This window comes from Pseudomonas sp. ef1, from assembly GCF_007293365.2.
Classification (GTDB): Bacteria; Pseudomonadota; Gammaproteobacteria; order Pseudomonadales; family Pseudomonadaceae; genus Aquipseudomonas; species Aquipseudomonas siliginis.
This window is the reverse complement of sequence record NZ_CM129815.1, coordinates 4,628,860-4,653,817: the sequence shown is the minus strand read 5'-3', so window position 1 is coordinate 4,653,817 and position 24,958 is coordinate 4,628,860. Positions and strand designations below refer to the sequence as shown.

At 60.6% G+C, this 24,958-nt stretch carries 26 protein-coding genes; 15 read left to right on the top strand and 11 right to left on the bottom strand.

The genetic code is table 11. The features are described 5' to 3' along the window. The first annotated feature begins 250 nt into the window (after nt 1-250). The 3 genes from FEE99_RS21080 to hcnC are packed head-to-tail and all read left to right on the top strand — an operon-like array spanning nt 251 to nt 3,223. Nucleotides 251-565, top strand: a complete 315-nt coding sequence (locus FEE99_RS21080) for a (2Fe-2S)-binding protein (RefSeq protein WP_041477020.1) — start codon at nt 251-253, stop codon at nt 563-565. Next, the gene (gene hcnB / locus FEE99_RS21075) at nt 562-1,971 is read left to right on the top strand and encodes a cyanide-forming glycine dehydrogenase subunit HcnB (protein WP_041477019.1); all 1,410 of its coding nucleotides are present in this window, start codon (nt 562-564) and stop codon (nt 1,969-1,971) included. Before FEE99_RS21080 ends, hcnB begins: the two co-directional genes overlap by 4 nt. Next, nucleotides 1,964-3,223 (top strand): cyanide-forming glycine dehydrogenase subunit HcnC, encoded by a 1,260-nt coding sequence (hcnC, locus tag FEE99_RS21070; protein ID WP_041477018.1) that lies wholly within the window; start codon nt 1,964-1,966, stop codon nt 3,221-3,223. The genes hcnB and hcnC overlap by 8 nt, the downstream gene beginning before the upstream one ends. Nucleotides 3,224-3,434: 211 nt before the next feature. Here hcnC and FEE99_RS21065 read toward each other — a convergent pair whose 3' ends face one another. Beyond that, nucleotides 3,435-5,243, bottom strand: a complete 1,809-nt coding sequence (locus FEE99_RS21065) for a monovalent cation:proton antiporter-2 (CPA2) family protein (protein WP_041477017.1) — start codon at nt 5,241-5,243, stop codon at nt 3,435-3,437. A gap of 249 nt (nt 5,244-5,492) precedes the next feature. Here FEE99_RS21065 and FEE99_RS21060 point away from each other — a divergent pair, with 249 nt between their 5' ends. Beyond that, on the top strand, nt 5,493-6,407 hold the full coding sequence (locus FEE99_RS21060) for a LysR family transcriptional regulator (RefSeq protein WP_016775221.1): 915 nt from the start codon (nt 5,493-5,495) through the stop codon (nt 6,405-6,407). Here the strand turns inward: FEE99_RS21060 and FEE99_RS21055 are convergent. Then, a complete protein-coding gene (locus tag FEE99_RS21055; RefSeq protein WP_041477014.1) occupies nt 6,397-7,167 on the bottom strand; it encodes a substrate-binding domain-containing protein in 771 nt (256 codons plus the stop codon). The genes FEE99_RS21060 and FEE99_RS21055 overlap by 11 nt on opposite strands. 12 nt (nt 7,168-7,179) lie before the next feature. After that, the gene (gene tcuC, locus FEE99_RS21050; protein ID WP_041477012.1) at nt 7,180-8,472 is read right to left on the bottom strand and encodes an MFS transporter; all 1,293 of its coding nucleotides are present in this window, start codon (nt 8,470-8,472) and stop codon (nt 7,180-7,182) included. An 878-nt stretch (nt 8,473-9,350) separates the two neighbouring features. Between tcuC and FEE99_RS21045 the strand changes: the two genes are divergently transcribed. Then, nucleotides 9,351-9,659, top strand: a complete 309-nt coding sequence (locus tag FEE99_RS21045) for an RcnB family protein (protein WP_041477011.1) — start codon at nt 9,351-9,353, stop codon at nt 9,657-9,659. 88 nt (nt 9,660-9,747) lie between these two features. After that, nucleotides 9,748-10,260 (top strand): hypothetical protein, encoded by a 513-nt coding sequence (locus FEE99_RS21040; RefSeq protein ID WP_052392135.1) that lies wholly within the window; start codon nt 9,748-9,750, stop codon nt 10,258-10,260. Between the two features lies 1 nt (nt 10,261). On the opposite strand, the gene FEE99_RS21035 is transcribed toward FEE99_RS21040, so the two are convergent. Together FEE99_RS21035 and FEE99_RS21030 are read right to left on the bottom strand one after the other, a co-directional pair. Next, nucleotides 10,262-10,573: a protealysin inhibitor emfourin gene (locus FEE99_RS21035; RefSeq protein WP_041477010.1), complete on the bottom strand. Its 312-nt coding sequence runs from the start codon at nt 10,571-10,573 to the stop codon at nt 10,262-10,264. Between the two features lie 14 nt (nt 10,574-10,587). Further along, nucleotides 10,588-11,634: a M4 family metallopeptidase gene (locus tag FEE99_RS21030; RefSeq protein WP_041477009.1), complete on the bottom strand. Its 1,047-nt coding sequence runs from the start codon at nt 11,632-11,634 to the stop codon at nt 10,588-10,590. A gap of 131 nt (nt 11,635-11,765) precedes the next feature. Between FEE99_RS21030 and FEE99_RS21025 the strand changes: the two genes are divergently transcribed. Further along, on the top strand, nt 11,766-12,104 hold the full coding sequence (locus tag FEE99_RS21025; RefSeq protein ID WP_041477007.1) for an FKBP-type peptidyl-prolyl cis-trans isomerase: 339 nt from the start codon (nt 11,766-11,768) through the stop codon (nt 12,102-12,104). Nucleotides 12,105-12,236: 132 nt separating this feature from the next. On the opposite strand, the gene FEE99_RS21020 is transcribed toward FEE99_RS21025, so the two are convergent. The 3 genes from FEE99_RS21020 to ftrA all read right to left on the bottom strand — a co-directional run bounded on the left by FEE99_RS21020 (nt 12,237) and on the right by ftrA (nt 14,053). Continuing rightward, on the bottom strand, nt 12,237-12,545 hold the full coding sequence (locus tag FEE99_RS21020) for a helix-turn-helix domain-containing protein (RefSeq protein ID WP_016775213.1): 309 nt from the start codon (nt 12,543-12,545) through the stop codon (nt 12,237-12,239). Nucleotides 12,546-12,548: 3 nt separating this feature from the next. Next, nucleotides 12,549-12,872: a type II toxin-antitoxin system RelE/ParE family toxin gene (locus FEE99_RS21015; protein WP_024013362.1), complete on the bottom strand. Its 324-nt coding sequence runs from the start codon at nt 12,870-12,872 to the stop codon at nt 12,549-12,551. Between the two features lie 191 nt (nt 12,873-13,063). Continuing rightward, nucleotides 13,064-14,053, bottom strand: a complete 990-nt coding sequence (gene ftrA, locus FEE99_RS21010) for a transcriptional regulator FtrA (protein WP_041477006.1) — start codon at nt 14,051-14,053, stop codon at nt 13,064-13,066. Between the two features lie 101 nt (nt 14,054-14,154). Between ftrA and FEE99_RS21005 the strand changes: the two genes are divergently transcribed. The 4 genes from FEE99_RS21005 (at nt 14,155) to FEE99_RS20990 (ending at nt 17,930) form a co-directional block, all read left to right on the top strand. Next, the gene (locus tag FEE99_RS21005; protein ID WP_041477005.1) at nt 14,155-14,583 is read left to right on the top strand and encodes a rhodanese-like domain-containing protein; all 429 of its coding nucleotides are present in this window, start codon (nt 14,155-14,157) and stop codon (nt 14,581-14,583) included. 332 nt (nt 14,584-14,915) lie between these two features. Continuing rightward, complete coding sequence (locus tag FEE99_RS21000; protein WP_041477003.1) at nt 14,916-15,695, top strand: ABC transporter substrate-binding protein; 780 nt, start codon at nt 14,916-14,918, stop codon at nt 15,693-15,695. Nucleotides 15,696-15,894: 199 nt separating this feature from the next. Next, nucleotides 15,895-17,007, top strand: a complete 1,113-nt coding sequence (locus FEE99_RS20995) for a succinylglutamate desuccinylase/aspartoacylase family protein (protein WP_041477002.1) — start codon at nt 15,895-15,897, stop codon at nt 17,005-17,007. 206 nt (nt 17,008-17,213) lie between these two features. Continuing rightward, on the top strand, nt 17,214-17,930 hold the full coding sequence (locus FEE99_RS20990) for an alpha/beta hydrolase (protein ID WP_041477001.1): 717 nt from the start codon (nt 17,214-17,216) through the stop codon (nt 17,928-17,930). Here the strand turns inward: FEE99_RS20990 and FEE99_RS20985 are convergent. Both FEE99_RS20985 and FEE99_RS20980 read right to left on the bottom strand, forming a co-directional pair. Continuing rightward, nucleotides 17,920-18,477, bottom strand: a complete 558-nt coding sequence (locus FEE99_RS20985) for a hypothetical protein (protein WP_041476999.1) — start codon at nt 18,475-18,477, stop codon at nt 17,920-17,922. The genes FEE99_RS20990 and FEE99_RS20985 overlap by 11 nt on opposite strands. Nucleotides 18,478-18,562: 85 nt before the next feature. After that, nucleotides 18,563-19,336, bottom strand: a complete 774-nt coding sequence (locus tag FEE99_RS20980; protein WP_041476998.1) for a hypothetical protein — start codon at nt 19,334-19,336, stop codon at nt 18,563-18,565. Between the two features lie 146 nt (nt 19,337-19,482). Here FEE99_RS20980 and FEE99_RS20975 point away from each other — a divergent pair, with 146 nt between their 5' ends. From FEE99_RS20975 to FEE99_RS20960, 4 genes are all read left to right on the top strand, one after another. Then, nucleotides 19,483-20,019, top strand: a complete 537-nt coding sequence (locus FEE99_RS20975; protein ID WP_041476996.1) for a chalcone isomerase family protein — start codon at nt 19,483-19,485, stop codon at nt 20,017-20,019. Nucleotides 20,020-20,098: 79 nt separating this feature from the next. Then, nucleotides 20,099-21,418 carry an Nramp family divalent metal transporter gene (locus tag FEE99_RS20970; RefSeq protein ID WP_041476995.1) on the top strand — a complete coding sequence of 440 codons (1,320 nt, stop codon included), beginning with the start codon at nt 20,099-20,101 and terminating at the stop codon, nt 21,416-21,418. A 167-nt stretch (nt 21,419-21,585) separates the two neighbouring features. Then, nucleotides 21,586-22,806, top strand: coding sequence for a putative DNA modification/repair radical SAM protein (locus FEE99_RS20965; protein ID WP_024013352.1), 1,221 nt, complete (start codon nt 21,586-21,588; stop codon nt 22,804-22,806). Continuing rightward, on the top strand, nt 22,803-23,624 hold the full coding sequence (locus tag FEE99_RS20960) for a TIGR03915 family putative DNA repair protein (RefSeq protein ID WP_041476994.1): 822 nt from the start codon (nt 22,803-22,805) through the stop codon (nt 23,622-23,624). Before FEE99_RS20965 ends, FEE99_RS20960 begins: the two co-directional genes overlap by 4 nt. Nucleotides 23,625-23,774: 150 nt before the next feature. Here the strand turns inward: FEE99_RS20960 and FEE99_RS20955 are convergent, their stop codons facing one another. Next, nucleotides 23,775-24,794, bottom strand: a complete 1,020-nt coding sequence (locus FEE99_RS20955; protein ID WP_041476992.1) for a branched-chain amino acid aminotransferase — start codon at nt 24,792-24,794, stop codon at nt 23,775-23,777. Between the last annotated feature and the right edge of the window lie 164 nt (nt 24,795-24,958).

Genomic DNA, 24,958 nt, shown 5'->3' with positions numbered 1-24,958 from the left:
AGGCGGATCGGCCGCTTCTCGCTGTGCCATTTTTACTGGCCTGGATCAATATTTCGCCTGGCGATATCGCCTACCGTAAATGATCCAGGCCTTTGCTGAGGTATGAGCTACAGTGCTTGTCGCGCACCTTGTTGCGCTGACGAAGTATCCGCGTCGACGTTGAAAACACAGCAATAAAAAGCGTCGACGAGGCGTAGTGCAGCAAGGAGCTGACACAACCTCAACTGAATCTTCACGGACGAACACCGTAATGAACTGCCTAGAAAGAACCTTCGATATCCAGCCCTTGGTGCAGGCGGACATGACCGTGCACATCAATGGCCAAGCGGTCAGCGCCGCCATCGGCGAAACCGTTCTCAGCGTCATCCAGTCCCTCGGCGTGCGCCAGATCGCACGCAACGATCACAATCAGATCAGCGGCGCCTATTGCGGCATGGGCGTTTGCCAGTGCTGCCTGGTGAAAATCAACGGTCGGCACAAGCGACGCGCCTGCCAGACCGTGGTGCGCGACGGCATGCTGATTGAAACCCAAGTCAACCGCGTCGTCAGGCAGGAGGTTGTATGAGCCTGCAACCGTTGATTGTCGGCGGCGGGCCGGCGGGAATGGCGGCGGCCATCGAACTGGCGCGCCACGGCGTGCGCTGCACCTTGCTCGAAGAGGCTTCGCGCCTCGGCGGCGTGGTCTATCGCGGGCCGCTGCGTGATGGTGTGCAACTGGATTATCTCGGCCCGCGTTATTCCGAAGCACTGGACAAACTGCACGGCGAATTTCAGCAGCAATCGGGGCTGATTGACGTGCGCCTCAACCATCGCGTGGTCGGCGCCGAAGGCACCCGCGCAGTGGTGGTGCTCGACGGTGATGAGCAACTGCACGAGATCGCTTATCCGCAACTGCTGTTAGCCGCTGGATGTCACGAACGCAGTGTGCCGTTCCCCGGCTGGACGTTGCCGGGAGTGATTCTGCTCGGTGGTCTTCAATTGCAGATCAAGAGTGGCGTGGTCAAGCCGCGGGGGCCGGTGATCATCGCCGGCACCGGGCCGTTGCTGCCGCTGGTTGCGACCCAGTTGCATGCCTCCGGCGTGCGTGTCGCTGGCGTCTACGAGGCGTGTGCGTTCGGCAAGATCGCCCGCGAGAGTCTGGCGCTGCTGAACAAACCGCAGCTGTTCCTCGACGGCTTGAGCATGCTCGCTTATCTGAAGCTGCACGGCATCCCGATGAACTATGGTTGGGGCGTGGTTGAAGCCCATGGCGACGGCGAGCTGAAAAGTGTCAGCGTCGCGCCGTATTCGTCGACGTGGGAGGCAGATCTGTCGCGGGTCGAGCGCTTCGAAGCGCAGACCCTGGCGGTGGGTTACGGTTTTATTCCGCGCACGCAATTGAGCCAGCAGATGGGCCTTGATCACGGTTTCAGTGACGATGGCTACCTGCGTGCCAACGCCAATGTCTGGCAGCAAAGCAGCGTGGCGCCTGTGCATCTGGCCGGTGACATGGGCGGGATCCGCGGCGGTGAAGCGGCGATGCTGGCCGGCAAGATCGCCGCCACTTCGATCCTCCTGCAACGCGGTGTGCTCGACGCCGAGCTGGCCCGGGTGCGCCGCGATCGTTACGCGAGCAAGCTCAGAGCCATCGTGCGCTTTCGTGCGGCGGTGGATCGCTACACCGAGCGCGGCGTCGGTCAGACTGCTTTGCCCGCAGCCGACACGGTGATTTGCCGCTGCGAACATGCGACCCGCGCCGACATCGATCTGGCGCTGGAGCAGGGTGTGCAAGACATCGCCAGCCTGAAAATGCGCACCCGTGTGAGCATGGGCGATTGTCAGGGGCGGATGTGCGTCGGCTATTGCAGCGATCGTTTGCGCCAGGCTACCGGACGTCAGGATGTCGGTTGGTTGCGCCCGCGCTTCCCGATTGATCCGGTGCCGTTTTCCGCGTTCCAGTCCCTCGGCAAGGAGGGCGCTTGCCATGAGTAAGTTCTACGACGTGGTCATTGCCGGTGGCGGAGTGATCGGCGCCTCCTGCGCCTACCAATTGTCCAAGCGCAAAAATCTGAAAGTTGCGCTGATCGACGCCAAGCGCCCCGGCAACGCGACCCGCGCTTCGGCTGGCGGTTTGTGGGCGATCGGCGAGTCGGTCGGCCTCGGCTGCGGGGTGATCTTCTTTCGCATGATGTCGGCCAACCGCAAGCGCGAAACCCAGGGCGCAGCGGTGGCGGTCGACGCCAGTACGCCGCATATCTTGCCAGCGTCGTTTTTCGATTTTGCCTTGCAGTCCAACGCGCTGTACCCGGCGCTGCACCGCGAGCTGAAAGACAATCACGGCATGGATTGCAAGTTCGAGAAGACCGGGCTGAAATTCGTGATCTATGACGATGAAGACCGGCTCTACGCCGAGCACATCGTCGGCTGCATTCCGCATCTGGCTGATCAAGTGCGCTGGCTCGATCAGGCGGCGTTGCGCGCGGCGGAACCGAGCGTCAGCCATGAAGCACGCGGGGCGCTGGAGTTTCTCTGCGACCATCAGGTCAGCCCGTTCCGCCTCGCGGATGCCTACATGGAAGGCGCGCGGCAGAACGGCGTCGATATCTTCGTCAACACCAACGTCACCGGCGTGCTGCATCACGGCACTCGCGTGACCGGCGTGCAGACGGCGGAGGCGGGGGTGTTCCACTGCAAGACGCTGATCAACGCCGCCGGTGCCTGGGCGGCGGATCTGAGTGAGTGGGCCACGGGGATTCGCATTCCGGTGAAACCGGTGAAAGGGCAGATATTGCTGACCGAACGCATGCCGAAAATCCTCAACGGCTGCCTGACCACCAGCGATTGCTACGTGGCGCAAAAGGATAACGGCGAAATTCTTATCGGCAGCACCACCGAAGACAAAGGCTTCGACGTCACCACCACCTACCCGGAAATCGCCGGGCTGGTGCAGGGCGCGGTGCGCTGTCTGCCGGAGCTGGCGGACGTCAACCTCAAGCGCACCTGGGCGGGACTGCGTCCGGGCTCTCCGGATGAGTTGCCGATCCTCGGGCCGATGCGTGGGGTCGAGGGTTATCTGAATGCTTGCGGGCACTTCCGCACCGGCATTCTGACCTCGGCGATTACCGGTGTGCTGCTGGATAAACTGGTGAATGACGAGCCCTTGCCGCTGGATATCACGCCGTTCCTGGCGGATCGGTTTGCAGTCACAGCCGTCGAGCCTGCGCCCGCGCTGGAACTGGCCTGACCCCCTCGCACATGATCGCTCCCACGCTCTGCGTGGGGATGCCTCAAGGGACGCTCCGCGTTCCAGCTCGAGATTTGGAACGCGGAGCGTCCCGGGCTGTGTTACCACGCGGAGCGTGGGAACAATCAATCTGTCAGTGAAGTATTGGGTGACTGACACGACGCTTTCGCGAGCAGGCTCGCTCCCACAGTTGGTTCTGGGCAAGGCACGATCAGGATTTTCGGGCTTCCTCTTCGAGCTGATCCGATTCAAACAATTTGGCCAGTTCCGCCCGGGCTTCCTGGGCGGTCTGCAGGACTTTGGCGGCATCGTCGTAGACGGCGTGTTGCGCCTCCAGCACCTGTTCGTCGTGATGCTTGAAACGCTTGATCCGCGCATCGGCCTGGGCTTGGGTCAGACCGAGGCCGACCAGCGTGCGCCGGCTCATTTCCAGGCTCGAGTAATAGGTCTTACGAATCGCTTCCGCGCCGACATCCACCAGGCGATGCACGTGCTGACGGTTACGCGCGCGGGCGATGATTTTCATGTGCGGATACAGCTTGTGCACCACTTCGGCAGTCTTGATGTTGGTCTCCGGATCGTCCGTGGCAATGACGAAATATTCCGCCTCGCCGACCTTCGCCGCGTGAAGGATTTCCGGGCGCATCGGGTCGCCGTAGAACACCGGTACGCCGCCGAAGCTGCGTGACAGTTCGATGGTTTCCACCGAAGTGTCCAGCGCAACGAACTTGATGTTCTGCGCGCGCAGGATCCGCGCCACGATCTGGCCCATCCGGCCCATGCCGGCAATCACCACGCGCGGCGCTTCGGTGTCGATTTCGCGGAATTTCTCCGGCACTTCCACCGGCTGCACTTTCGGGCTGACCAGACGCGCGCAGATCAACAGCAACAACGGCGTCAGCGCCATCGACAGAGTGATGGTCAGCACCAGCAGGTCGTACAGACGCGGCTCGAACAGGCCCTGATCGCGACCGATCTTGAACACCACGAAGGCAAACTCACCGCCGGCGGCAAGGACGATGCCGAGGCGGATTGCGCTGATCTTGTTCAATCCTCCTGCCAAGCGCCCAACCACGAACAGCAGCGGCAATTTCAGACCGATCAGCAACAAGGTCAGGCCCAATACGGTGATCGGCGCGCTCAACAACAGGCTGAGATTGGCGCCCATGCCGACGCTGATGAAAAACAGCCCGAGCAGCAGGCCCTTGAACGGTTCGATCTGCGCTTCCAGCTCATGCCGGTATTCCGAATCCGCTAGCAGCAGACCAGCGAGAAACGCACCCAGCGCCATCGACACACCGACCAGATCCATCAGCCATGCCGTGCCGATCACCACCAGCAACGCGGTGGCGGTGGACACTTCCGGCAGACCGGTTTTTGCCACCACGCGGAACACCGGACGCAGCAGATACCGTCCGCCGATCACCACCACGGCAATGCCGCCGAGCACCTGCAGACTGTGACGAATATCGTCGGCGGTGCTGGTGTGATGATCGACGCCGGCGAGCATCGGCACCAGGGCGATCAATGGAATCGCGGCGATGTCCTGGAACAGCAGAATCGCAAACGCGAGACGCCCGTGGGGGCTGGTCAGTTCCTTGCGTTCGGCGAGGCTTTGCAGGCCGAACGCCGTGGAGGAGAGCGCCAGACCGAGGCCCAGCACAATCGCGCTGTTCAGCGGCTGGCCGAACACCGACAGTGCCAGCACGCCGATCACCGAAGCGGTCAACAGCACCTGCGCCAGACCGACGCCGAACACCGATTTGCGCATCACCCACAAGCGTCGCGGCGACAGCTCCAGGCCGATGATGAACAGCAGCAACACCACGCCCAGCTCGGAAATATGCGCAACGCTTTGCGGGTTGCCGATCAGACCGAGCACCGACGGGCCGATGATCACCCCGGCAAACAGATAACCGAGCACCGCGCCCAGTTGCAGACGTTTGGCCAAAGGCACGGTGAGCACGGCCGCGAACAGAAACACGACGGCGGCTTGCAACAGATTGCCTTCATGGGGCATGGAACGACTCCTGACTACGGCTACGGCGAGGGTGACAAGGATAAGGGTTACGCGGTCTCCAGACCATTCGAGAACCAATGTGGGAGCGAGCCTGCTCGCGAATGCGCTGGGTCAGCCACCTATCCATTGACTGATGCCCCGCGTTCGCGAGCAGGCTCGCTCCCACAAGGGCAGCTTCCATCAGGTCTGTAATAATTTGCATCAACTGGTTACATTTATAACCCCTGCGCATCAATTTCCGGAAACGCCATGGCCATCAACTTCGACCTAAACGACCTGCAAGCCTTTCGCGCGGTGGTCGAGCAGGGCAGTTTTCGCAAGGCTGCCGACACCGTGCGCCTGTCGCAACCGGCGCTGAGTCGGCGCATCGAAAAGCTCGAAGATGCCCTCGGCGTGAAACTGTTCGAGCGCACCACGCGCAAGGTCAGCCTGACCCAGGCCGGGCGCGGCTTCATGCCCAGCGTCGAACGCTTGCTGGATGATCTCGACATTGCCTTGCTCGGCATCAGCGAAGTCGCCTCGACCCGTCTGGGCCATGTCACCGTCGCCTGCGTGCCCTCGGCGGCCTACTACTTCATGCCCCGCGTGGTCGCGCGCTATCACCAGCAGTTTCCGCGGATCAAGGTCAAAGTCCTCGATTCCAGCGCTCACGATGTGTTGAGTGCGGTGGTCAATGGCGAGGCGGATTTCGGTTTGAGTTTTCTCGGCACGCAGGATGCCAAAGTCGAGTTCGAACCGCTTGTGCAGGAGTGCTACGTTGTCGCCTGTCGTCGCGATCATCCGCTGGCCGGGCGCAGCAGCGTCAGTTGGGACGAGTTCTATCAGCAGGATTACATCGCGCTGGACAAGACCTCGGGTAATCGCTTTCTGCTCGATCAGGCCTTGGGCGGGGTGGTGCCGCAGCGTCAGAGCATCTGCGAGACGCGGCATGTGACGACGATGATCGGTCTGGTAGAGGCGGGTCTGGGCGTGGCAGCGGTGCCGTTGATGGCGATGCCCGGGCCGGATCATCCGATCCTGACGCGGGTGCCGCTGATTGAGCCGCAGGTGATGCGCAGTGTCGGCATCATCAAGCGCCGGGATCGCACGTTGACCCCGGCGGCACTGGAGCTGGAGCGGCTGGTCGTGGAGATGCGCGTCCAGCCGCCAACGATCAACGCTTGACCGAATCCAGTCCGGTGGCCTGCACGTCAGCCTGAGCGGCCGGTGCAGCGAGGTAGGCGAGCAGGGCTTTGGCTTCTTGCGGATGCTCGGCCTTTACCGGAATCCCAGCGGCGAAACGCGTCACCGACTGCACCGATTCCGGAATCTTCGCGACGAAGCTTACGCCCGGCACCGGCAGCAATTCGCTGACCTGCTGGAAGCCCAACTGATAGTCGCCAGTGGCGACCACCGAGCCGACCGGGATCCTGGCGATCATCTTGGCTTTCGGTTTCAACTGATCTTCGATGCCGAGTTTCTTGAACAGCTGCTGCTCGATGTACACGCCGCTGGCGCTGTCGGAGTAGGCCACCGAACGCGCATCAAGCAGGGTTTTCTTCAGGCCATCGACGCTGCTGATGTCCGGTTTCGCCGCGCCTTCACGCACCACCATGCCGATCCGCGAATCCGCCAGTTCAACGCGGGAGGCCGGGTCGACTTTGCCTTGTTTGATCAGCTCATCGAGGGCGTAACCGACCATGATCACCACGTCGGCGTGCTCACCGCGCGCCAGACGATTGGGGATCGCTTCCGGCGCCTTGCCCATCGACGGGCCGAGGCTGGTGGTGAGCGTGTTGCCCGTTGCGGCGGCGAATTTCGGCCCGAGGATCTTGTAGGCGGCAGTGAAGCCACCGGAGGTCATCACGCTCAGTTCTTCGGCTTGGGCCGCGAAGTTGAACGCGAGACCGGCGAGCAGGGCGGTGACAGTAAAGAGTTTTTTCATGGCGAGTATTCCTCAGGCCGCGACAGGTTGCAGACGACCACCGGCACGGCGGTACAGATAAAGAGTGGCGCACAGGGCGCACAGGGCACCGATGCTCATCCAGTAGCCTGGCGCGGCTTTGTCGCCGGTGTACTGGATCAGGAAGGTCGACATCGCCGGGGTGAAACCGCCAAAGATCGCCGTGGCCAGGCTGTAAGCCAGGGAGAAACCGGCGACGCGCACTTCCACCGGCATGATTTCGGTCAGCGCCGGAATCATCGCGCCGTTGTACAAGCCGTAAATGAAGGACAACCACAGCAGCGACAGCAGCATGTTGGTGAAGCTCGGCGCCTGCACCAGGAACGACAGCGCCGGATAAGTCGTGGCCAGTGCCAGCACGGCCATGCCGATCAGCACTGGGCGACGGCCGATACGGTCGGACAACGCGCCGCCAATCGGCAGCCAGAAGAAGTTCGACACGCCCACCAACAGCGTTACCAGCAACGCATCGGAAGTGCTCAGGTGCAGCACGGTTTTGCCGAAAGTCGGCGCGTACACGGTGATCAGGTAGAACGCGGTAGTGGTCAGCGCGACCATCAACATTCCGCCGAGTACCACGCCCCAGTTCTGGCCGAGGGTGCGGAACACTTCGCGCATGCTTGGACGGTGTTTACGCGCGGCGAACTCTTCGGTTTCCGCCAGGTTGCGGCGCAGGAAGAAGATGAACGGGACGATCATGCAGCCGACGAAAAACGGAATGCGCCAGCCCCAGGCGGCCACGGCTTGCGGCTCCATCCACTGGTTCAGACCGTAGCCCAGCGCAGCCGCGACGATGATCGCCACTTGCTGGCTGGCCGACTGCCAAGCGGTGAAAAAGCCTTTGCGGCCCGGCGTAGCGATTTCGGACAGGTACACCGAGACACCACCGAGTTCCGCGCCGGCGGAGAAGCCTTGCAGCAGCCGCCCGATCAGTACCAGTGCCGGGGCGAACAGGCCAATGGTTTCGTAGCCGGGCACCAGCACAATCAATATCGTGCCGCTGGCCATGATCGACAGGGTGACGATCAGACCTTTGCGCCGGCCGACGTCATCGATGTAGGCGCCGAGCACGATGGCGCCCAGCGGCCGCATCAGGAAACCGGCGCCGAATACCGCGAAAGTCATCATCAGCGAGGCGAACTCGCTGCTCGCCGGGAAGAACACCGCCGCGATCTGCGTGGCGTAGAAGCCGAACAGAAAGAAGTCGAACTGTTCGAGGAAGTTGCCCGAGGTCACCCGGAAGATGGCACCGGCCCGCGAGCCGTTGGTTGGGATTGAGGCTGTCATTGAAAAGTACTCCACCGCTTTTATGACGTGCGCTACGGAGAAGCGGCGCACGGTTTTTATTGAGGTGGATGGTGGCGCAGATGTAACAATCTGTTAATTGCATTGTTGGCATGGATTGATGCGTGGGGCGGATCAATGGATTCAGTGCTTGGCGCATTTGTGGGAGCGAGCCTGCGTCGTGTCGGGCGATGATTTGGTCTGGCTGACCGGGTACATATCCGTTGCTGCGGTCATGGCCGCTTAGGGTTTCGCCCTGACGGCGAGTCACCTTTTCCAAACGCCGAAAAGGTAACCGAAAAGGCTTGCTCCTGCGTTCGGCCCTCGCAGGCTCGGGTTCCTTCGCTGCGGGATCGATCCGGGCGCAGCGGCTACGGTTTGCTTCGCTGCACCTCCTTCCGCTGTGTCTGGCTGCGCCAGACGGTCGCTGCGCTCCCACCCCCGGATCAATCCCTCCACTCAGCCTTCCGACGTCGCCGGTGGATCAAAAGCAGGATCAAAAGCACTCGAGCTTGCGCTCATTGTTGAGAGGGGCGGCTTCGCCGCGGGCAGCTGCGCTGCTTTGCTTTTCTGGTGGGGGCGAGCCTGATCGCGACGACGGCCTGCAGGTGAACCCGTTTCCATCGAATTCACGCGATTCAACTGTAGGAGCTGCCGAAGGCTGCGATCTTTTGATCTTGCTTTGCTTGGTCTTGTAGGAGTGGACCGGAGCTCAGGTCAATAATTGCGCTGTAATACAAAACTCTGCGGGAGCTGGCTTGCCAGCGATGGCGGTCTGATGGGCAAAGCCTTCTAACGGCCACCTCCGGCAAAAAACAAGGAATGTTTCCCGCGCCACGCAGTCGGAGTTCAGGTACTACTCATCTGAAAGAGGTTCACCGATGAACAGCAAAACCCTAATCGCCAGCCTGGCCGTCGTTGCCGGCATTGCCGGGATCACGCCCATTGTTCAAGCGGCGCAAACCTCCAGCGAACCCGCCGTGCAATCGCCGACCAGCGACCGCCAGTTGAAGGTCAACGACCGCGCGCCGGAAATGTACCAGCGCGAAGACAAGGCGCTGAAAAACTGGAAAGCCAAAGGTCTGAAAGCGCCGATCGAGCAGGCGCAGTGGGTGCAGATCAATGACAAGTACGTGATGGTGATGATCACCAACGGCACGATTGTCGAGATGCAGCCGGTCGAGCGATAGGCCCGGTTTTACAATTGGCCACGGATGGCTGATTGCATTCAAACGCCGTTCCGGTAAAACAGCGGACGTCTGGATGAGGAATAAGGGATTGGACAAGAAACCGCTCTACCGCAGAGTGAACACTCGTACGTGGGGTGTTCGTCGCCATGAATCAGTTGCGCATTATCGCGATCAGCGCAACAGCAAAGCTGCAAGCCGTGACGAAGGCATGCGAAGTTCGATGCACGCAGGCAAACAATACGGGCGAGATTACACGCCATTGTTTCGCTTCCTGCTCTCTCGGGTTGGCGGTTCTTGGGATGCCATTTTCAGCGAAGCTGTGGCGCGACTGGATCAATCAGCGCCGGTGTTCTGGATGGTTGCCATCCATGAGAAGGATCGCGAAGAAGTCGTGCGACTGGGTGAGTCCAGTTATTACAACGGGCTGTACGTCGACGAGCAAAATTTCCTGCAAATGGTCAATCCGAACCTGAAGGCGCAGGACATGACGCCGAGCTGCGAGTGCTGTACGCACACGTTCAACGGTGTCGTATTCGGCCAGACCGCGGGCTTTGGCCCGCGCACATCGTCAGTTGGCGACGCAGAAGAGCCGCCAGCGTGAATCAGAGCAGCTCCCCCTTGTCCCAAAGCTGCACCAGCTCCCCAGGCGCCCGATCCTCTGGCACCTTCAACACCATTTCCCCTGACGGGTAGCGCACCTCAATCTGGTAGAAGCGCTGATCCCCACGGCCGGATTCGCTGCTGTCCAGTGGCAGGCAACCCTCAAGCACCGAGCATATTCTCGAACGCTGACTGATGTCGCATTGCGCGAATTCGATTTCCCGTGGGCGGCTCAGGCTGTGAATCGCTGCAACGCCACCCTGGCGAGATACGCGCAAAACGGAATCTTTATCCAGCTCGGGTAGCGTTTTCATACGGTCTCCTCAGATTATTCGAGACCGACCTGTGCCCAGGCTTGCTGCACCGTGTCGGCTGCTTCGGCGCCGAAGCGCTGGCCAGCATGGTCGATCGTCAGTTTCGCGAACGCGTCGAACGTTGCGTCCTGTTTCAAACGGTCATCACACAGCGTGTCGTACCAGATGTGTCCGGCCTTTTCCCAAGCGAAGCCGCCAAACGCTCGCGCTGCCAGGTAAAACGCGCGGTTGGGAATGCCGGAGTTGATGTGCACGCCGCCATTGTCTTCGCTGGTGATGACGAACTTGCGCATGTGATCCGGTTGCGGATCCTTGCCCAGCATCGGGTCGTCGTATGCCGTGCCGGGGTGCGACATCGAGCGCAGGCCCTTGCCTTGGATCTGTGGCATCAGCAGGTCGGCACCGATCAGCCAGTCTGCCTGCTCGGCGGTTTGGCCGAGGATGTATTGCTTGATCAACACGCCGAATACATCCGAGAGCGACTCGTTCAGCGCGCCGGACTGGTTGGCATAAATCAGCCCGGCTTCACTTTCGGTGACGCCGTGGGCCAGTTCATGGCCGATGACGTCTAGCGAGCGGGTGAAGCGCTGGAAGATCTCGCCATCGCCGTCACCGAAGACCATCTGCGCGCCGTTCCAGAATGCGTTCTCGTAGCCTTGGCCATAATGCACGCTGCCGATCAGCGCGAATCCCTGATTGTCGATCGAGTCGCGACCAAGCACCTTCCAAAAGAAATCATAGCTGGCGCCCAGCGCATCGTAGGCCTCGTCGACCGCCGGATCCCCCGACGCCGGCTGGCCCTCGAGGCGCACCGGCATGCCCGGCAAGAGCATTTTGTTCTGCGCATCATGCACACTGCGCCGCGCCACGCCCGGCTTGGTCGCCTCCGGCAGAATCGCCCGCGCCGGCGGCTGCGAAGGGCGTCCGGGGTTGGGCAGCAGACTGCGCACATGGTTGAGCGTCTGCATCGCGGCGTTGCGCTGCGGCTCGGAACCGTGGGCGATGATGCGGTTGAGGATGTAGGGCGGGATGAAACTGCGCAGCAATCGAGAGTCGGTCATCTAAGCATCCTTGTCGTCATACGATGTCGATACACATGTGAGCGGCAAGGCGTGTTTTCGGTTCCATGGATTGCCATCGACGCCGGATTCTGCGAAAAACGCCGCCTGCGAACATCTCAAGAGTCAACGACATGACAGACGAACTGCAAATCATCGACCTGCAACCGGGCGACGGCAAAGCCGCGGTGAAAGGCGCGCTGATCACCACCCAATACACCGGCTGGCTGGAAGACGGCACTGAATTCGACTCGTCCTGGAGCCGAGGCAAACCGTTTCAGTGCGTGATCGGCACTGGCCGCGTGATCAAAGGCTGGGATCAGGGCCTGATGGGCATGCAGGTCGGCGGCAAACGCAAGTTGCTAGTGCCGGCGCATCTGGGGTACGGCGAGCGGACCATGGGCAAGATCCCGCCGAATTCGAATCTGGTGTTTGAGATTGAGTTGCTGGAGGTTTTGACGCGGGAGGATTGAAGGGGGGAATCATCCAGCGGAGTGTCTGTGCAGCTGGATGATGTCGATGGTTAGCTGCGAAGTTGAATGCTATTCAACTCCCTCGATTTCCCCACTCGGATGCAGGGTGGACATTGTCAGGCAAAGCCAGCGTCAGGCCCATTGCAACGGGCCTGACGGAAAGCAAATGTCCACCTCCAGCCTTGCAGCAGCTGACAGGTTGACCAATGCATCGAGCGAGAATTTGTCGATTTTCCCGTTGAGTACATCATTGAGGCGTGGCTGCGAGATTCCCAATCTCTGTGCCGCGTCCTTTTGAGGGAGCTCCCACGCTCGAATGGTCTCGCAAAGCGAACGCATGAGCTTGGCTCGCAGACGCATGTTGGCAGCTTCCTGAGGCGTGTCCTCCAATGCATCCCATACACTGGAAAATCGTTGGGATGAGTCTTGATGTTCCTTCATGGCTTAACCTATTTCCTGATATCTGGCCCGGGCCAGTTCGATGTCTCTAATTTCCGTTTTACGTGTGGTTTTGTGCATGGCGTGAAGCACATAGATTGCTTCAGGTCGATTGACTACATAAAACACGCGAAACGCCCCTGAGTCCTCGGTGATCCTGATTTCGTTGACACCGCGTCCTACGGTTTTCATAGGGCGCCAATCGAGTGGGGCATCACCCTGTTGCAACAGGTCCAGCTGAAACCCCGCCGCTCTTCGGGCATCAACCGGGAACGCTTTGAGATCTTTCAACGCGCTCCCCACGAACACCACATCCTTGTGTTTCGGTATCGGCTTGTCCTGTGTCAAAAGGAAAAGCGTAATAGCTGAACGTAAGCGGCGACGGTGAGTTTTATTGCAAGAAATGCCAGTGTCCGTTTGATTTTCAGGTTATATCAGAATCAATATAAAGCAAGCCGCATTTTCCGTTTCACAATTTTCACCGCGAGCGTTTCTGCCGGTCTCGCCGTCAACGTCAGCGCTTAAAACGCTGCGGGATGGAGCGAAAGCTTGTTGCTTCGCCCAAACCGCTCCCGATAAACCGACGGCGGTACGCCCACCACGCTGCGAAACGCCACGCGAAAGCTCTCCACCGATCGATAGCCGCAGCGCTGGGCGATCTGCTCAGTGTGTTGGTGGGTGCTCTCGAGCAGCTCCCGCGCTCGCGCCAGGCGTTCATGTTGCAGCCAGGCTTTCGGCGATTGCCCGCTGGCTTCGGTGAAGCGCCGCAGAAACGTGCGCTCGCTCATTGCCGCTTCGCTGGCCAGATCGCGGACTTCCAGTGGTTCGTGCAGGCGTTCGCGGGCCCATTGCATGACGCGCGACAGGTCGCTGCGGGGTGTCGGGCTGACCGGGGTGGGGATGAACTGGGCCTGGCCGCCGGTGCGTTGTGGCGACATGACCAGTCGCCGCGCGACGGCGTTGGCGACCTGCGTGCCGAAGTCACGTGTCACCAGATGCAGGCAGGCGTCGATGCCGGCGGCGCTTCCGGCGGAGGTGATCAGTTGACCGGCGTCGACGTAGAGCACGTCCGGATCGACCTCGATGGCCGGGTAGCGTTGCGCCAGTTCGCTGGTATAGCGCCAGTGAGTGGTGGCGCGGTGGCCGTCGAGCAGGCCGCTGGCGGCGAGGACGAACACCCCGGAGCAGATCGACAGCAACCGCGCGCCTCGGTCATGGGCCTGACGCAACGCGTCGATCAGCGCAGGCGGTACCGAGGCGTTGCGGTCGCGCCAGCCCGGAATGACGATGGTGCGCGCTTCGGCGAGCAATTCCAGGCCACCATCGGCCAGCACCTGAATGCCACCCATGGCGCGCATCGGGCCTGGATCGACTGCGGCAATCGCATGCTCGTACCAAGGGAAATCGAACTCTGGTCGGGCCAGGCCGAAGATCTCCACGGCAATGCCGAACTCGAACGTGCAGAGGCCATCGTAGGCCAGAATGGCAACCAGATTGGGCTGAGTGAGCATTTGGCGGAAAACTCCCGGTCGGTGTCTTGCGCGCCACTGTAGCGGCAAGCGCCGTCTCGATAAAGTCTGTTCATCCCCCACAGACAAAGGAGCAACACAACATGACCAGCCTGGTTCGCGAAATCCCCGCCGCACCTTCGGCGATTGCCCTGATGCATTTCAGCAATCGTCTGACCTTCGAAACCGATTGTTCCGACGTGTTCAGTAGCCAAGAGGCCGGGGAGGTCGACTTCGTTCTGGTGGATGTGCGCGGCCCATTGGCGTTCGAGCGCGGCCATGTGCCCGGCGCGATCAATATCCCGACACGCTTGCTCACGGCGGAGCGCTTGGCCGATTACCCGAAACACACTTTGTTCGTAGTCTATTGCGCCGGGCCGCATTGCAATGGGGCGAACAAGGCTGCGGTGAAGCTGGCGGCATTGGGCTATCCAGTCAAGGAGATGATCGGCGGCGTCACCGGATGGCTCGATGAAGGTTTCGAACTGAGCGCGGCGTCAGTCGCCAATACTCCTGTCGCCTGCGAATGCTGACGTTTCTGTAGGAGCTGCCGGAGGCTGCGATCTTTTGATCTTGATCTAAAAAAAACAAGATCAAAAGATCGCAGCCTCCGGCAGCTCTACGGGGGATCGGCGTTTCTTGCTCTGAAAACAGTCTTGTCCTACATCCTTCGCACCAACACGGCGCACGCGTTTACTCTCGTCAAAGTGATCGCCGATGTTCTGTAAGTATTTGTCGCTTAAAAACAATTGCCTCCGTGCGCGCCGCCATAGACTGCCGGCCACTTCGGTTTTTGCCGTTAGAACGCCATGACCGAACGCTGACTCGAAAGCTGCCAATAAAAGCCTCCGCACGGGAGTAATAAATGAAAAAGCTAGTGATGTTCGGTGCCCTGGCACTGTCGATGTTGTCCCTGACCGCTGTGGCCAAAGACGACAAGCCGTTCCGCATCGGTATCGAAGCCGGGTACCCGCCATTCTCGATGAAAACCCCTGACGGCAAACTCACTGGTTTTGACGTGGACATCGGTGACGCACTGTGCACGCAGATGAAAGTCAAATGCACGTGGGTCGAGCAAGAGTTCGATGGCCTGATCCCGGCACTCAAAGTGAAAAAAATCGACGCGATCCTGTCGTCGATGACCATCACTGACGATCGCAAGAAAAACGTCGACTTCACCATCAAGTACTACCACACCCCGGCACGCTTCGTGATGAAGGAAGGCTCCGGCGTCAAAGACCCGCTGACCGAACTCAAGGGCAAGAAAGTCGGCGTGCTGCGCGCCAGTACCCATGACCGCTACGCGACCGAAGTGCTGGTTCCGGCCGGGATCGAACTGGTGCGCTACGGCTCGCAGCAGGAAGCCAACCTCGACATGGTGTCCGGGCGTATCGACGCGATGCTCGCTGACTCGGTCAACCTCAGCGACGGTTTCCTGAAAACCGACGCCGGCAAAGGCTTCGAATTCGTCGGCCCGACCTACGAAGACGCCAAGTACTTCGGCGGCGGCGCTGGCATTGCCGTGCGCAAGGGCGATACCGCACTGGCTGAGCAATTCAACAAAGCCATCACCGAAATCCGCGCCAATGGCGAGTACAAGAAAGTCCAGGACAAGTACTTCGACTTTGACGTGTACGGCCATTAATACGCCGTGAAAAAAAGTGGCCCCGTTTGCGCGGTGGCCACTTTTTTTATGTTCTTTTATTGATGGAAATTCTCTGTGGGAGCGAGCCTGCTCGCGAATGCGGTCTGACATTCGACATCGTCATCGTCTGACCTGACGCATTCGCGAGCAGGCTCGCTCCCACAGGGTTTTATGTAACCCAGCTATTCAGGAGTTTTTCATGCAACGCATCGACCACGTTCTGCCCTGGAGCCATTTGGGCAGCGAGCGCTCCCTCAGCGTTTTTCGCTACGGCGCTGGCAGCCGCAAGGTGTATATCCAGGCCAGCCTGCACGCCGATGAATTGCCGGGCATGCGCACCGCATGGGAACTCAAGCTGCGCTTGAATGAACTGGAACAGCAGGGCCGTTTGCAGGGCGTTATCGAGCTGGTGCCGGTGGCCAATCCGATCGGCCTTGATCAACATCTGCAAGGCAATCACATGGGCCGCTTCGAATTGGGCAGCGGCAAGAACTTCAATCGCGCATTCGTCGAACTCAGCGCCCCGGTCGCGGCGCTGGTTGGCGAGTGTCTGGGCGCGGATGCCGAGGCCAACGTCGCGCTGATTCGCCAGGCCATGGCTCAAGTCTTCGAAGAATTGCCGGCGCCGGCCTCGCAACTGGAGGCCTTGCACCGCTTGTTGCTGCGCCACGCCTGCGACGCCGACATCACCCTCGATCTGCATTGCGACTTCGACGCTGCGATTCACCTCTATGCGCTGCCGCAACACTGGCCGCAGTGGCAATCGCTGGCGGCGCGGCTGAAGGCGGGCGTGGCATTGCTCTGCGAGGACTCCGGTGGCAGTTCGTTCGATGAGTCCTGCTCGACGCCATGGTTGCGTCTGGCCAAAGCATTCCCGAACGCGGCGATTCCGGCGGCGAATCTGGCGACCACGCTGGAGCTGGGCAGCATGGGCGACACCCGCGTCGATCAGGCTCAGGCCAATTGCGAAGCGATTCTGGGCTTTCTCGCTGAGCAGGGTTTCATCAGCGGCGAATGGCCGGCGGCGCCGAGCGAATGTTGTGAAGGTCTGCCGTTCGAAGGCACTGAATACCTGTTCGCCCCGCACCATGGCGTGGTCAGTTTCTTGCGCAATGCCGGCGAGTGGGTAGAGCAGGGCGATGCGCTGTTCGAGGTTGTTGACCCGTTGCAGGATCGCGTGACCACCGTGCGCGCCGGCACCAGCGGTGTGCTGTTCGCGATTGATCGCGGGCGCTATACCGAGCCGGGGATCTGGCAGGCGAAAGTGGCGGGGCGGGTGCCGTTTCGTACGGGCAAGCTGACCAACGACTGATGGCTCTTCGCTGAATTTGCTGACCCCATCGCTGGCAAGCCAGCTCCCACAGGGTTGCGGTTGATCCCAGATTTTGTAGACGCCGTAATTCTTGTGGGAGCTGGCTTGCCAGCGATAGCGGCATCAGCCACTCCACAAAATTTGGATCCTCAGCCGAGAATGTTAGGCTCCCCCGCGAACCCGACACTCTGTGAAGGAACGCTGCAATGCTGAAATTGTTCGCCCTGCTGACCCTGCTCGCATCCACCGCCGTTCACGCGCAAACCACCCTGCAATCCGACTTGCCGCTCAAATACCTCGAACAGGTCCACGCCGACGCTGAACCACGTCCGCTGGTGATTTTCCTGCACGGTTACGGCAGTAACGAGGCCGATCTGATCGGTATGAAATTTCAGCTGCCGGCGCAGTACAACTACCTTTCCGTGCGCGCGCCGATGACGTTGGGTGACGGACGTTTCCAATGGTTTCGCAAGAAGGGCGAAGGCGCCTACAACGGCGAGACCGATGATCTGAAGGTCAGCGGCCAGAAGCTGCGCGACTTTATCGCCCAGGCGGCGAAGAAATATCACGCCGCGCCGGACAAGGTGTACCTGATCGGCTTCAGCCAGGGCGCGATGATGAGCTACGAAGTGGGCCTGCGCGCGCCAGCGGTCGTGGGCGGGTTTGCCGCGTTGAGCGGGCGCTTGTTGCCGGTGCTCAAAGCCGAACTCAAGCCTGGGCAAGCGCCGCTGCCGCTGAGCATTTTTATCGGCCACGGCACCGCTGATGATCCGGTGCCTTACCGTCACGGCACCGAGGCCAACGCGCTATTGCAGAAACTCGATTACAAGCCCGAGTTTCACGCTTATCCGGGCGTCGGCCACAGCATCAGTGCGGCCGAATTGCGCGATCTGAATGGCTGGTTGCAGCGGCTCAATCCTTGACGATGGCTTTGATCAAGGCATCGTGAGCTTTCTTGTCGCTGGCGCGGGAAATCACCTGCACCAGCGCCATCTTCGTCCCCGAGCCGGCCAGCAGCGTGGTGTTCAGGGTTTGGCCGCCGCCCTGAGTGGCGGTGCTGTCAACCTGACGCAGCCCCAGGCCGGTGCCTTTCTGGGTCAGGCTTTTTTCGCTGAGCTTGTTGAAGTCCGGCAGGGCCTTGCGCTGATCGTCGATGAAACTCGATACGCTGCCGTCGAGAAACTCACCGTCGTTGTCCTTGACGTTCTGCCCTGCGGGGATCTGGTTTTCGGCGGCGATGACCACGGTCTTGGTGGCCTGGTTGGTGTACATCGTGCCCTTGGCCCCGCTCGGGCTGGCGGGCAGCGGGTCGGCGACAAAGCCTTTGGGCAGGACAAAGGCAAACTTGCCGTCGAGCAGCGAGACCTTCTCGGTTTTGACTTTTTCCTTGGCGGCGTGCGCGTTGATCGCGGCGAAACCAGCGATGGCCGCCAGCATCAGGACGACGGCTTTTTTGCTCAACAATGACATCTGAAATCTCCGGGAAATGGTCGCGCGAGGCGGGCGATCATCCCACGGAGCGTGCCGGGCGTTCCAGCGCGATTCGTCCAGGCGGTTATTGTGCTTGCGCCTTGGCCACTGGCCGCGCCAGCAGACGCCGGGTCACGCCGAGCATCGCCACCGACACTGCCACTCCCACTGCGAAGCCGCTGAGGCCCATGGTCGGCAGCGTCAAGGCCGACACCAGGCAGAACGCCGAGAACGAATACATGCCGGTTGCCGTTGCGCGCAATAACGCAGCGGTAAACGCCGGGCCGCGGGTTTGTTGCGAGAACACCGCCATCACGCTGCCAAGCACCGGAAACACTGCGAGCAGGCCACTCCAGCGTTCGCCGACGGTGCTGGCCAGCATCGTCACCACCAGCGTCAGCGCCGCACCGGCGATCATCCGCCAGATCAGTTTGTCCGACTTCGGTGCTGGCCCGTTCAATACTGGATGCACCTCAGGGAACAGATAAGGCGAAGCGAGCAGTGCCACCGCTGCCGCAATCACCGAGAACGGCAAGGACGCCGGGATCACCGACAAGACTGCCGCCAGCGCGGCCCAAACCGCCAGTGAAATGGTCAACGCCCACGGCCAGTTCGCCCGCTGCGCCACCTGCGCATAAGTGATGCAGAAAGCGATCATCGCGAACATTGCCGACAGCGCCGCGACCGCTGATTGCGCGGCAAACTGCGGCCCTTGTTCGATCGCCAGAAAGAACAGAATCGGCCCGACCACCACCGGCAATCCCGACAGCCACCCGGCCACGCTCGGCCCCCAGCGTTTGCCCGCCAGGGAAATCAGCAGGAGAAAACCGGGAATCAGCAGCAGTTTGAGGATCAGCACGCGGGTGTCTCCATCGGGTCAGGATGAGCCACGTTAGCACTGCCGATTGAAGATTGCTGCCTATGTTCGCAATTTTTGTATACAAAAATTCAGGCGCGAATCCGGCTATGCTTTGATCATCAGAATGCAGCGGAGACGATACGGCGATGAACAGAACACCCAAGCTCGTACGTGGCTGTTGTGGCATCGGTTTATGGGCGCTGTTGCTGACGCCGACGTGGGCCAATTGGCAGGACGCAGTGCCAGGGGCGCAAATCATCGGCAGTGGCGATTTCAGCGTGTTCGGCTTCGATGTTTACAGCGCGCGCTTGTGGAGTGCCGCGCGGCCTCTGGCGGACGGCCAGCCGTTTGCCCTGGAGCTGATCTACCGGCGCAACATCTCGCGAGACGATCTGGTCAGCACCAGCGTCGATGAGATCAAACGCCTGGCCGGTCCCCGGGTCACTTCAGCGCAATTGGCCGGCTGGCAGAAGCAGATGCAGCAATCGTTTGTCGACGTTCAGGCCGGCACGCGGATTACCGGCGTGTATCTGCCGGGGCAGGGCGCGCGGTTTTTTGTCGGCCAGAAGCTCCAGCATGAGATTGAGGATCCACAGTTTGCCAAGGCGTTTTTCGATATCTGGCTGGATCCGCGAACACGCAGTCCCGAGTTGCGCGAGCAGTTGTTGGGGGTGAACCCATAGGTTCAGTGATCTTTGCGCTTCAAGGCACCAGGCGAAACGACTAAGCTGCCGGGCTCCCGTTTTGTTTCTGGATGTGTGCGTGAAATTCAGTCTGCCCAAAATCGCCACCGCGCCGTTTTGCCCGCCGGAAGTGGCCGGCAGTGTTGCGGTCGATCCGACTGCCTCGTTCTTCAAACGTGTGCTGCGTTTCGCCGGTCCCGGTTTGCTGGTGTCGATCGGCTACATGGATCCGGGCAACTGGGCGACCGCGATCGAGGCCGGTTCGCGTTTTGGCTACAGTCTCTTATTCGTCGTGTTGCTGGCGAGTCTGGCCGGCATGGTCGTGCAATGTCTGTGCTCGCGGTTGGGCATCGCCACCGGGCGCGATCTGGCGCAGTTGTCCCGCGAGCGCTACAGCACCCCGACAGCGCGCCTGCAATGGATACTGGCGGAGATCTCGATCATCGCCACCGACCTCGCCGAAGTGCTTGGCTGCGCTCTCGCGTTTCACTTGCTGCTCGGTTGCTCGCTGACCTTCGGCATCGCCCTGACGGCGTTCGACACGTTGCTGGTGCTGGCCCTGCAAAACCGGGGCTTCCGCCGTCTCGAAGCAATCATGCTGGTGCTGGTCGCGACCATCGGTGTGTGTTTCTTCGTCGAATTGTTGTTGATCAAACCGTACTGGCCAGACGTGGCGCTGGGCTTCAAACCCTCGCTGTCCGCCATCAGCGATGCAGCGCCGCTGTATCTGGCCATTGGCATCCTCGGCGCCACAGTAATGCCGCATAACCTTTACCTGCACACCTCGATCGTGCAGACGCGGATGATCGGCAAGGATCTGGCGAGCAAGCAGGACGCGGTGAAACTGGCACGTATCGACACCATCGGTTCGCTGGCCCTGGCGCTGCTGGTCAACGCGGCGATCCTGATTCTCGCGGCGGCGGCGTTTCACCAGTCCGGACACACCGATGTGGTCGACATTCAGGACGCGTATCACCTGCTCGACCCGCTGGTTGGCGGTGCGCTGGCCAGTGTGCTGTTCGGAGTGGCGCTGCTCGCGTCGGGGCAAAGTTCGACCTTCACCGGGACCATCGCCGGGCAGGTCATCATGGAGGGCTATCTGAACCTGCGCATCCCGTGCTGGCAGCGGCGTTTGATCACTCGCGGGCTGGCGCTGATTCCGGCGTTCATCGGCGTCTGGCTCATGGGCGATAACGCGATCGGCAAGTTGCTGGTGTTGAGCCAGGTGGTGCTCAGCCTGCAACTGCCGTTCGCCTTGTACCCGCTGATTCGCATGACCAACGACCGGCAGTTGATGGGGCCGTTCGTCAATCGCTGGCCCACGCGGGTGCTGGCCTGGGGGCTGTTTGTGTTGATCAGCGGGGCGAACAGCTGGTTGATATTGCAGTGGGCGGTTTGATCACTGAGTTGCAGTGACTGGCAGGGGCTCTTCGCTAGCAGGCTCGCTCCCACAGGTTTTCGCGGGCGGCCACAATTCAGCTGGCCAGCCGACGAGGGGTCATCCATCAACTTGTTTCGTGGCGGGCGAGCCTATACTGTATATGCACACAGTAAAGAGTCCGTGCCATGCAAATCATCGACAAGCTCAGCATCCTCGCCGACGCCGCCAAGTACGACGCCTCCTGCGCCAGCAGTGGTGCGCCCAAGCGCAGCTCCGAGGGCAAGAGCGGGCTCGGTTCGACGGACGGCATGGGCATTTGCCACAGCTACACGCCGGACGGGCGCTGTGTGTCGTTGCTGAAAATCCTGCTGACCAATTTCTGCCTTTACGATTGCCAGTACTGCGTCAACCGCCGTTCCAGCGATGTGCCGCGTGCGCGCTTCACCCCGGAAGAAGTCGTGACGCTGACCATGGATTTCTACCGGCGCAACTGCGTCAGCGGCCTGTTTCTCAGCTCCGGGATCATTCGCTCGGCGGACTACACCATGGAGCAACTGGTGCGGGTGGCGAAGTTGCTCCGAGAAGAGCATGAGTTTCGCGGCTACATCCATTTGAAGACCATTCCCGAAGCCGATCCTGCTTTGATCGAAGAAGCCGGGCGTTATGCCGACCGTCTCAGCGTCAACATTGAATTGCCCACCGACGCCAGCCTGCAGACGCTGGCGCCGGAGAAGGACATCACCTCGATCAAGCAAGCGATGAACACCATCTACACCGGCGTGCAAACAGTGTTGAACGAGCCGCGCTCGGCAAAATTCGCCCCGGCCGGTCAAAGCACGCAGTTGATCGTCGGTGCCGATGACACCGATGACAGCACCATCCTCCACAGCGCCCAGTCGCTGTACGGCAACTTCCGTTTGCGTCGGGTCTATTACTCGGCGTTCAGCCCGATCCCCGACAGCCCGAAAAGCGTACCGCTCGCCGCGCCTCCGCTGATGCGCGAGCACCGTTTGTATCAGGCTGATTTCCTCCTGCGCAGCTACGGCTACAGCGCTGACGAACTGCTCAAAGGCCCGGGAAATCTGGCGCTCGATATCGACCCGAAGCTGGCTTGGGCGCTGGAAAATCGCGAAGTGTTCCCGCTGGACCTCAATCGTGCCGACGCGACGTTGATCGCACGCATCCCGGGCATTGGCTTGCGCACCACCGAGCGCTTGGTCGAGTTGCGCCGTCAGCGGCGAATCCGTTACGAAGACGTGGCGCGGATGCGCTGCGTGCTGGCCAAGGCGAAGCCTTTCATCATCACCAGCGATTACCACCCGCAACAGGCGGAAGTCACCAGCCACATGCTCTATCAGCAATTGCGCGACCGACCGATGCCGCAGCAGATGGGGTTGTGGGGATGATCAGTCTTGATTGCGATGACCTGTTCGACACATGGCGTCAGCAGGCGCGCTGGTTGCTCAGCCATGAAATCGATCCGAGTCTGGTGAGCTGGGCGGCGGAAGGGGTGGGCGATCTGTTTGCCAGTGATGAGCACGTGCCCGAAGGGCAGGGGCCGTTTCAGGCGCGTATTCCCCGCGCGCTGCTCGACACCCTCGAACAAGCGGCGCGCTATCGCGGCGAGCAACGCTGGAGCCTGTTGTATGAAGTGCTATGGCGCGTCAGTCACGGCGACCGCACGGCGATGATGGCAGGCGACAAACTCGGCAGCGAGTTGCAGCGGCGCATCAAGCAGGTCAGCCGCGAGGCCCATCATCTGCATGCGTTTGTGCGTTTCATCGAGCGGCCCAAGGATCTGCCTGGTCCACAATACGTGGCGTGGCATGAGCCGGCGCATGACATTCTGCACAGCGCCAGCGAGCACTTTATCGGGCGCATGGGCCAGCATCGCTGGTTGATCGCCACACCGCGTGACGGCGTTTATTACGATGGTGAGCAATTGATTCACGAGCGGCAGTGCCCGATTGAGTGGCAGCAACTGGCGCAGAACGTCGACGATCCCCACGGCGATTTGTGGTTGACCTACTACAGCCACATCTTCAACCCGGCGCGGTTGAACCCGAAGGTCATGCAAGGGCATTTGCCGGTGCGGTTCTGGAAGAATCTGCCGGAGGGTGAGTTGATACCGGGATTGATCACCCAGGCGCGGATGGGCAAGCAACAGAATGGGCAGGCGAGCGGGATTGCTGATCGGACGGGTAAACGCATTGCTTTGAAATAAAGATCAAAGGATCGCAGCCTTCGGCAGCTCCTACAGAGACCGTGTGGGATCTGCCGAAGGCTGCGATCTTTTGATTTTTTGTAGCCCAACAAAAAAAGCCCTCCATCAATCACTCAATGGAGGGCTTTTCAAACATCAACAACGGTCAATTCAAACCTTGACGATCCAGCCCGCTGGCGCTTCGATGTCGCCGGTCTGCACGCCAGTCAGCTCTTTGTAGAGCTTCTGGGTCACCGGGCCTACCTCGGTTTCGCTGTGGAACACATGCAGGTGGTCGTTGTAGCTGATGCCGCCAATCGGCGTGATCACCGCAGCGGTACCGCAGGCACCGGCTTCCTTGAAGTCCGCCAGTTTGTCGATCAGCACGTCGCCTTCAACCACTTCCAGGCCCAGACGCGATTTGGCCAGTTCGATCAGCGACAGGCGGGTGATGCCTGGCAGAACCGATGGCGAGTTCGGGGTGACGAACTTGTTGTCGTGGGTGATCCCGAAGAAGTTGGCCGAACCGACTTCCTCGATCTTGGTGTGGGTCATCGGATCGAGGTAGATCGCGTCGGCGAAGTTGGCTTTCTTGGCTTTCGAGCCCGGCATCAGGCTGGCGGCGTAGTTGCCACCGACCTTGGCCGCACCGGTGCCTTGCGGGGCCGCGCGGTCGTAGCTGGAGATCTGGAAGTTGTGCGGGGTCAGGCCGCCCTTGAAGTAGGCGCCGACCGGGATGCAGAAAATCGAGAAAATGAATTCGGGCGCGGTGCGTACGCCGATGTTGTCACCAACGCCGATCACGAACGGGCGCAGGTACAGCGCGCCGCCGGTGCCGTACGGCGGGATGAAACGCTCGTTGGCGCGAACCACGGCTTTGCAGGCTTCGATGAACTGCTCGGTGTCGACCGTCGGCATCAGCAGACGCGCGCAGCTGCGTTGCATGCGCAGGGCGTTCTGGTCCGGGCGGAACAGGTTGATCGAGCCGTCCTTGCAGCGATAGGCCTTCATGCCTTCGAAGCACTGCTGACCATAGTGAAGGGCGGTGGAGCCTTCGCTGATGTGCAGGACGTTATCTTCGGTCAGGGTGCCTTTGTCCCACTCGCCATCGCGAAAGTACGACAGATAGCGCTTGTCGGTCTTGATGTAGTCAAAACCCAGCTTGTCCCAATTGATGCTTTCGTTACCCATGACACCCTCTATCACTGAACAACCGCCGAAACGGTTCAAGGCTTCTGACGTTTTTTTGGATGGGCACAACAATACTTCATTCTTGAGCGGTTTCGCAGCTTGTGGCGAGGGGATTTATCCCCGCTGGGCTGCGAAGCGGCCCCTTTGGCTCAAATATCTGACGC

Excerpts from the sequence above, each read along its gene's own strand:
- FEE99_RS20985 (WP_041476999.1), bottom strand. The coding sequence starts at position 18,477 with ATGTCATTGTTGAGCAAAAAAGCCGTCGTCCTGATGCTGGCGGCCATC.
- FEE99_RS20960 (WP_041476994.1), top strand. The coding sequence starts at position 22,803 with ATGATCAGTCTTGATTGCGATGACCTGTTCGACACATGGCGTCAGCAG.
- FEE99_RS20995 (WP_041477002.1), top strand. The coding sequence starts at position 15,895 with ATGCAACGCATCGACCACGTTCTGCCCTGGAGCCATTTGGGCAGCGAG.
- FEE99_RS21060 (WP_016775221.1), top strand. The coding sequence starts at position 5,493 with ATGGCCATCAACTTCGACCTAAACGACCTGCAAGCCTTTCGCGCGGTG.
- FEE99_RS21020 (WP_016775213.1), bottom strand. The coding sequence starts at position 12,545 with ATGAAGGAACATCAAGACTCATCCCAACGATTTTCCAGTGTATGGGAT.
- tcuC (WP_041477012.1), bottom strand. The coding sequence starts at position 8,472 with ATGACAGCCTCAATCCCAACCAACGGCTCGCGGGCCGGTGCCATCTTC.
- FEE99_RS21025 (WP_041477007.1), top strand. The coding sequence starts at position 11,766 with ATGACAGACGAACTGCAAATCATCGACCTGCAACCGGGCGACGGCAAA.
- FEE99_RS21005 (WP_041477005.1), top strand. The coding sequence starts at position 14,155 with ATGACCAGCCTGGTTCGCGAAATCCCCGCCGCACCTTCGGCGATTGCC.
- FEE99_RS21055 (WP_041477014.1), bottom strand. The coding sequence starts at position 7,167 with ATGAAAAAACTCTTTACTGTCACCGCCCTGCTCGCCGGTCTCGCGTTC.
- FEE99_RS21000 (WP_041477003.1), top strand. The coding sequence starts at position 14,916 with ATGAAAAAGCTAGTGATGTTCGGTGCCCTGGCACTGTCGATGTTGTCC.
- FEE99_RS21030 (WP_041477009.1), bottom strand. The coding sequence starts at position 11,634 with ATGACCGACTCTCGATTGCTGCGCAGTTTCATCCCGCCCTACATCCTC.
- ftrA (WP_041477006.1), bottom strand. The coding sequence starts at position 14,053 with ATGCTCACTCAGCCCAATCTGGTTGCCATTCTGGCCTACGATGGCCTC.
- FEE99_RS20975 (WP_041476996.1), top strand. The coding sequence starts at position 19,483 with ATGAACAGAACACCCAAGCTCGTACGTGGCTGTTGTGGCATCGGTTTA.
- hcnB (WP_041477019.1), top strand. The coding sequence starts at position 562 with ATGAGCCTGCAACCGTTGATTGTCGGCGGCGGGCCGGCGGGAATGGCG.
- hcnC (WP_041477018.1), top strand. The coding sequence starts at position 1,964 with ATGAGTAAGTTCTACGACGTGGTCATTGCCGGTGGCGGAGTGATCGGC.
- FEE99_RS21080 (WP_041477020.1), top strand. The coding sequence starts at position 251 with ATGAACTGCCTAGAAAGAACCTTCGATATCCAGCCCTTGGTGCAGGCG.
- FEE99_RS20965 (WP_024013352.1), top strand. The coding sequence starts at position 21,586 with ATGCAAATCATCGACAAGCTCAGCATCCTCGCCGACGCCGCCAAGTAC.
- FEE99_RS21065 (WP_041477017.1), bottom strand. The coding sequence starts at position 5,243 with ATGCCCCATGAAGGCAATCTGTTGCAAGCCGCCGTCGTGTTTCTGTTC.
- FEE99_RS20990 (WP_041477001.1), top strand. The coding sequence starts at position 17,214 with ATGCTGAAATTGTTCGCCCTGCTGACCCTGCTCGCATCCACCGCCGTT.
- FEE99_RS21045 (WP_041477011.1), top strand. The coding sequence starts at position 9,351 with ATGAACAGCAAAACCCTAATCGCCAGCCTGGCCGTCGTTGCCGGCATT.
- FEE99_RS21035 (WP_041477010.1), bottom strand. The coding sequence starts at position 10,573 with ATGAAAACGCTACCCGAGCTGGATAAAGATTCCGTTTTGCGCGTATCT.
- FEE99_RS20955 (WP_041476992.1), bottom strand. The coding sequence starts at position 24,794 with ATGGGTAACGAAAGCATCAATTGGGACAAGCTGGGTTTTGACTACATC.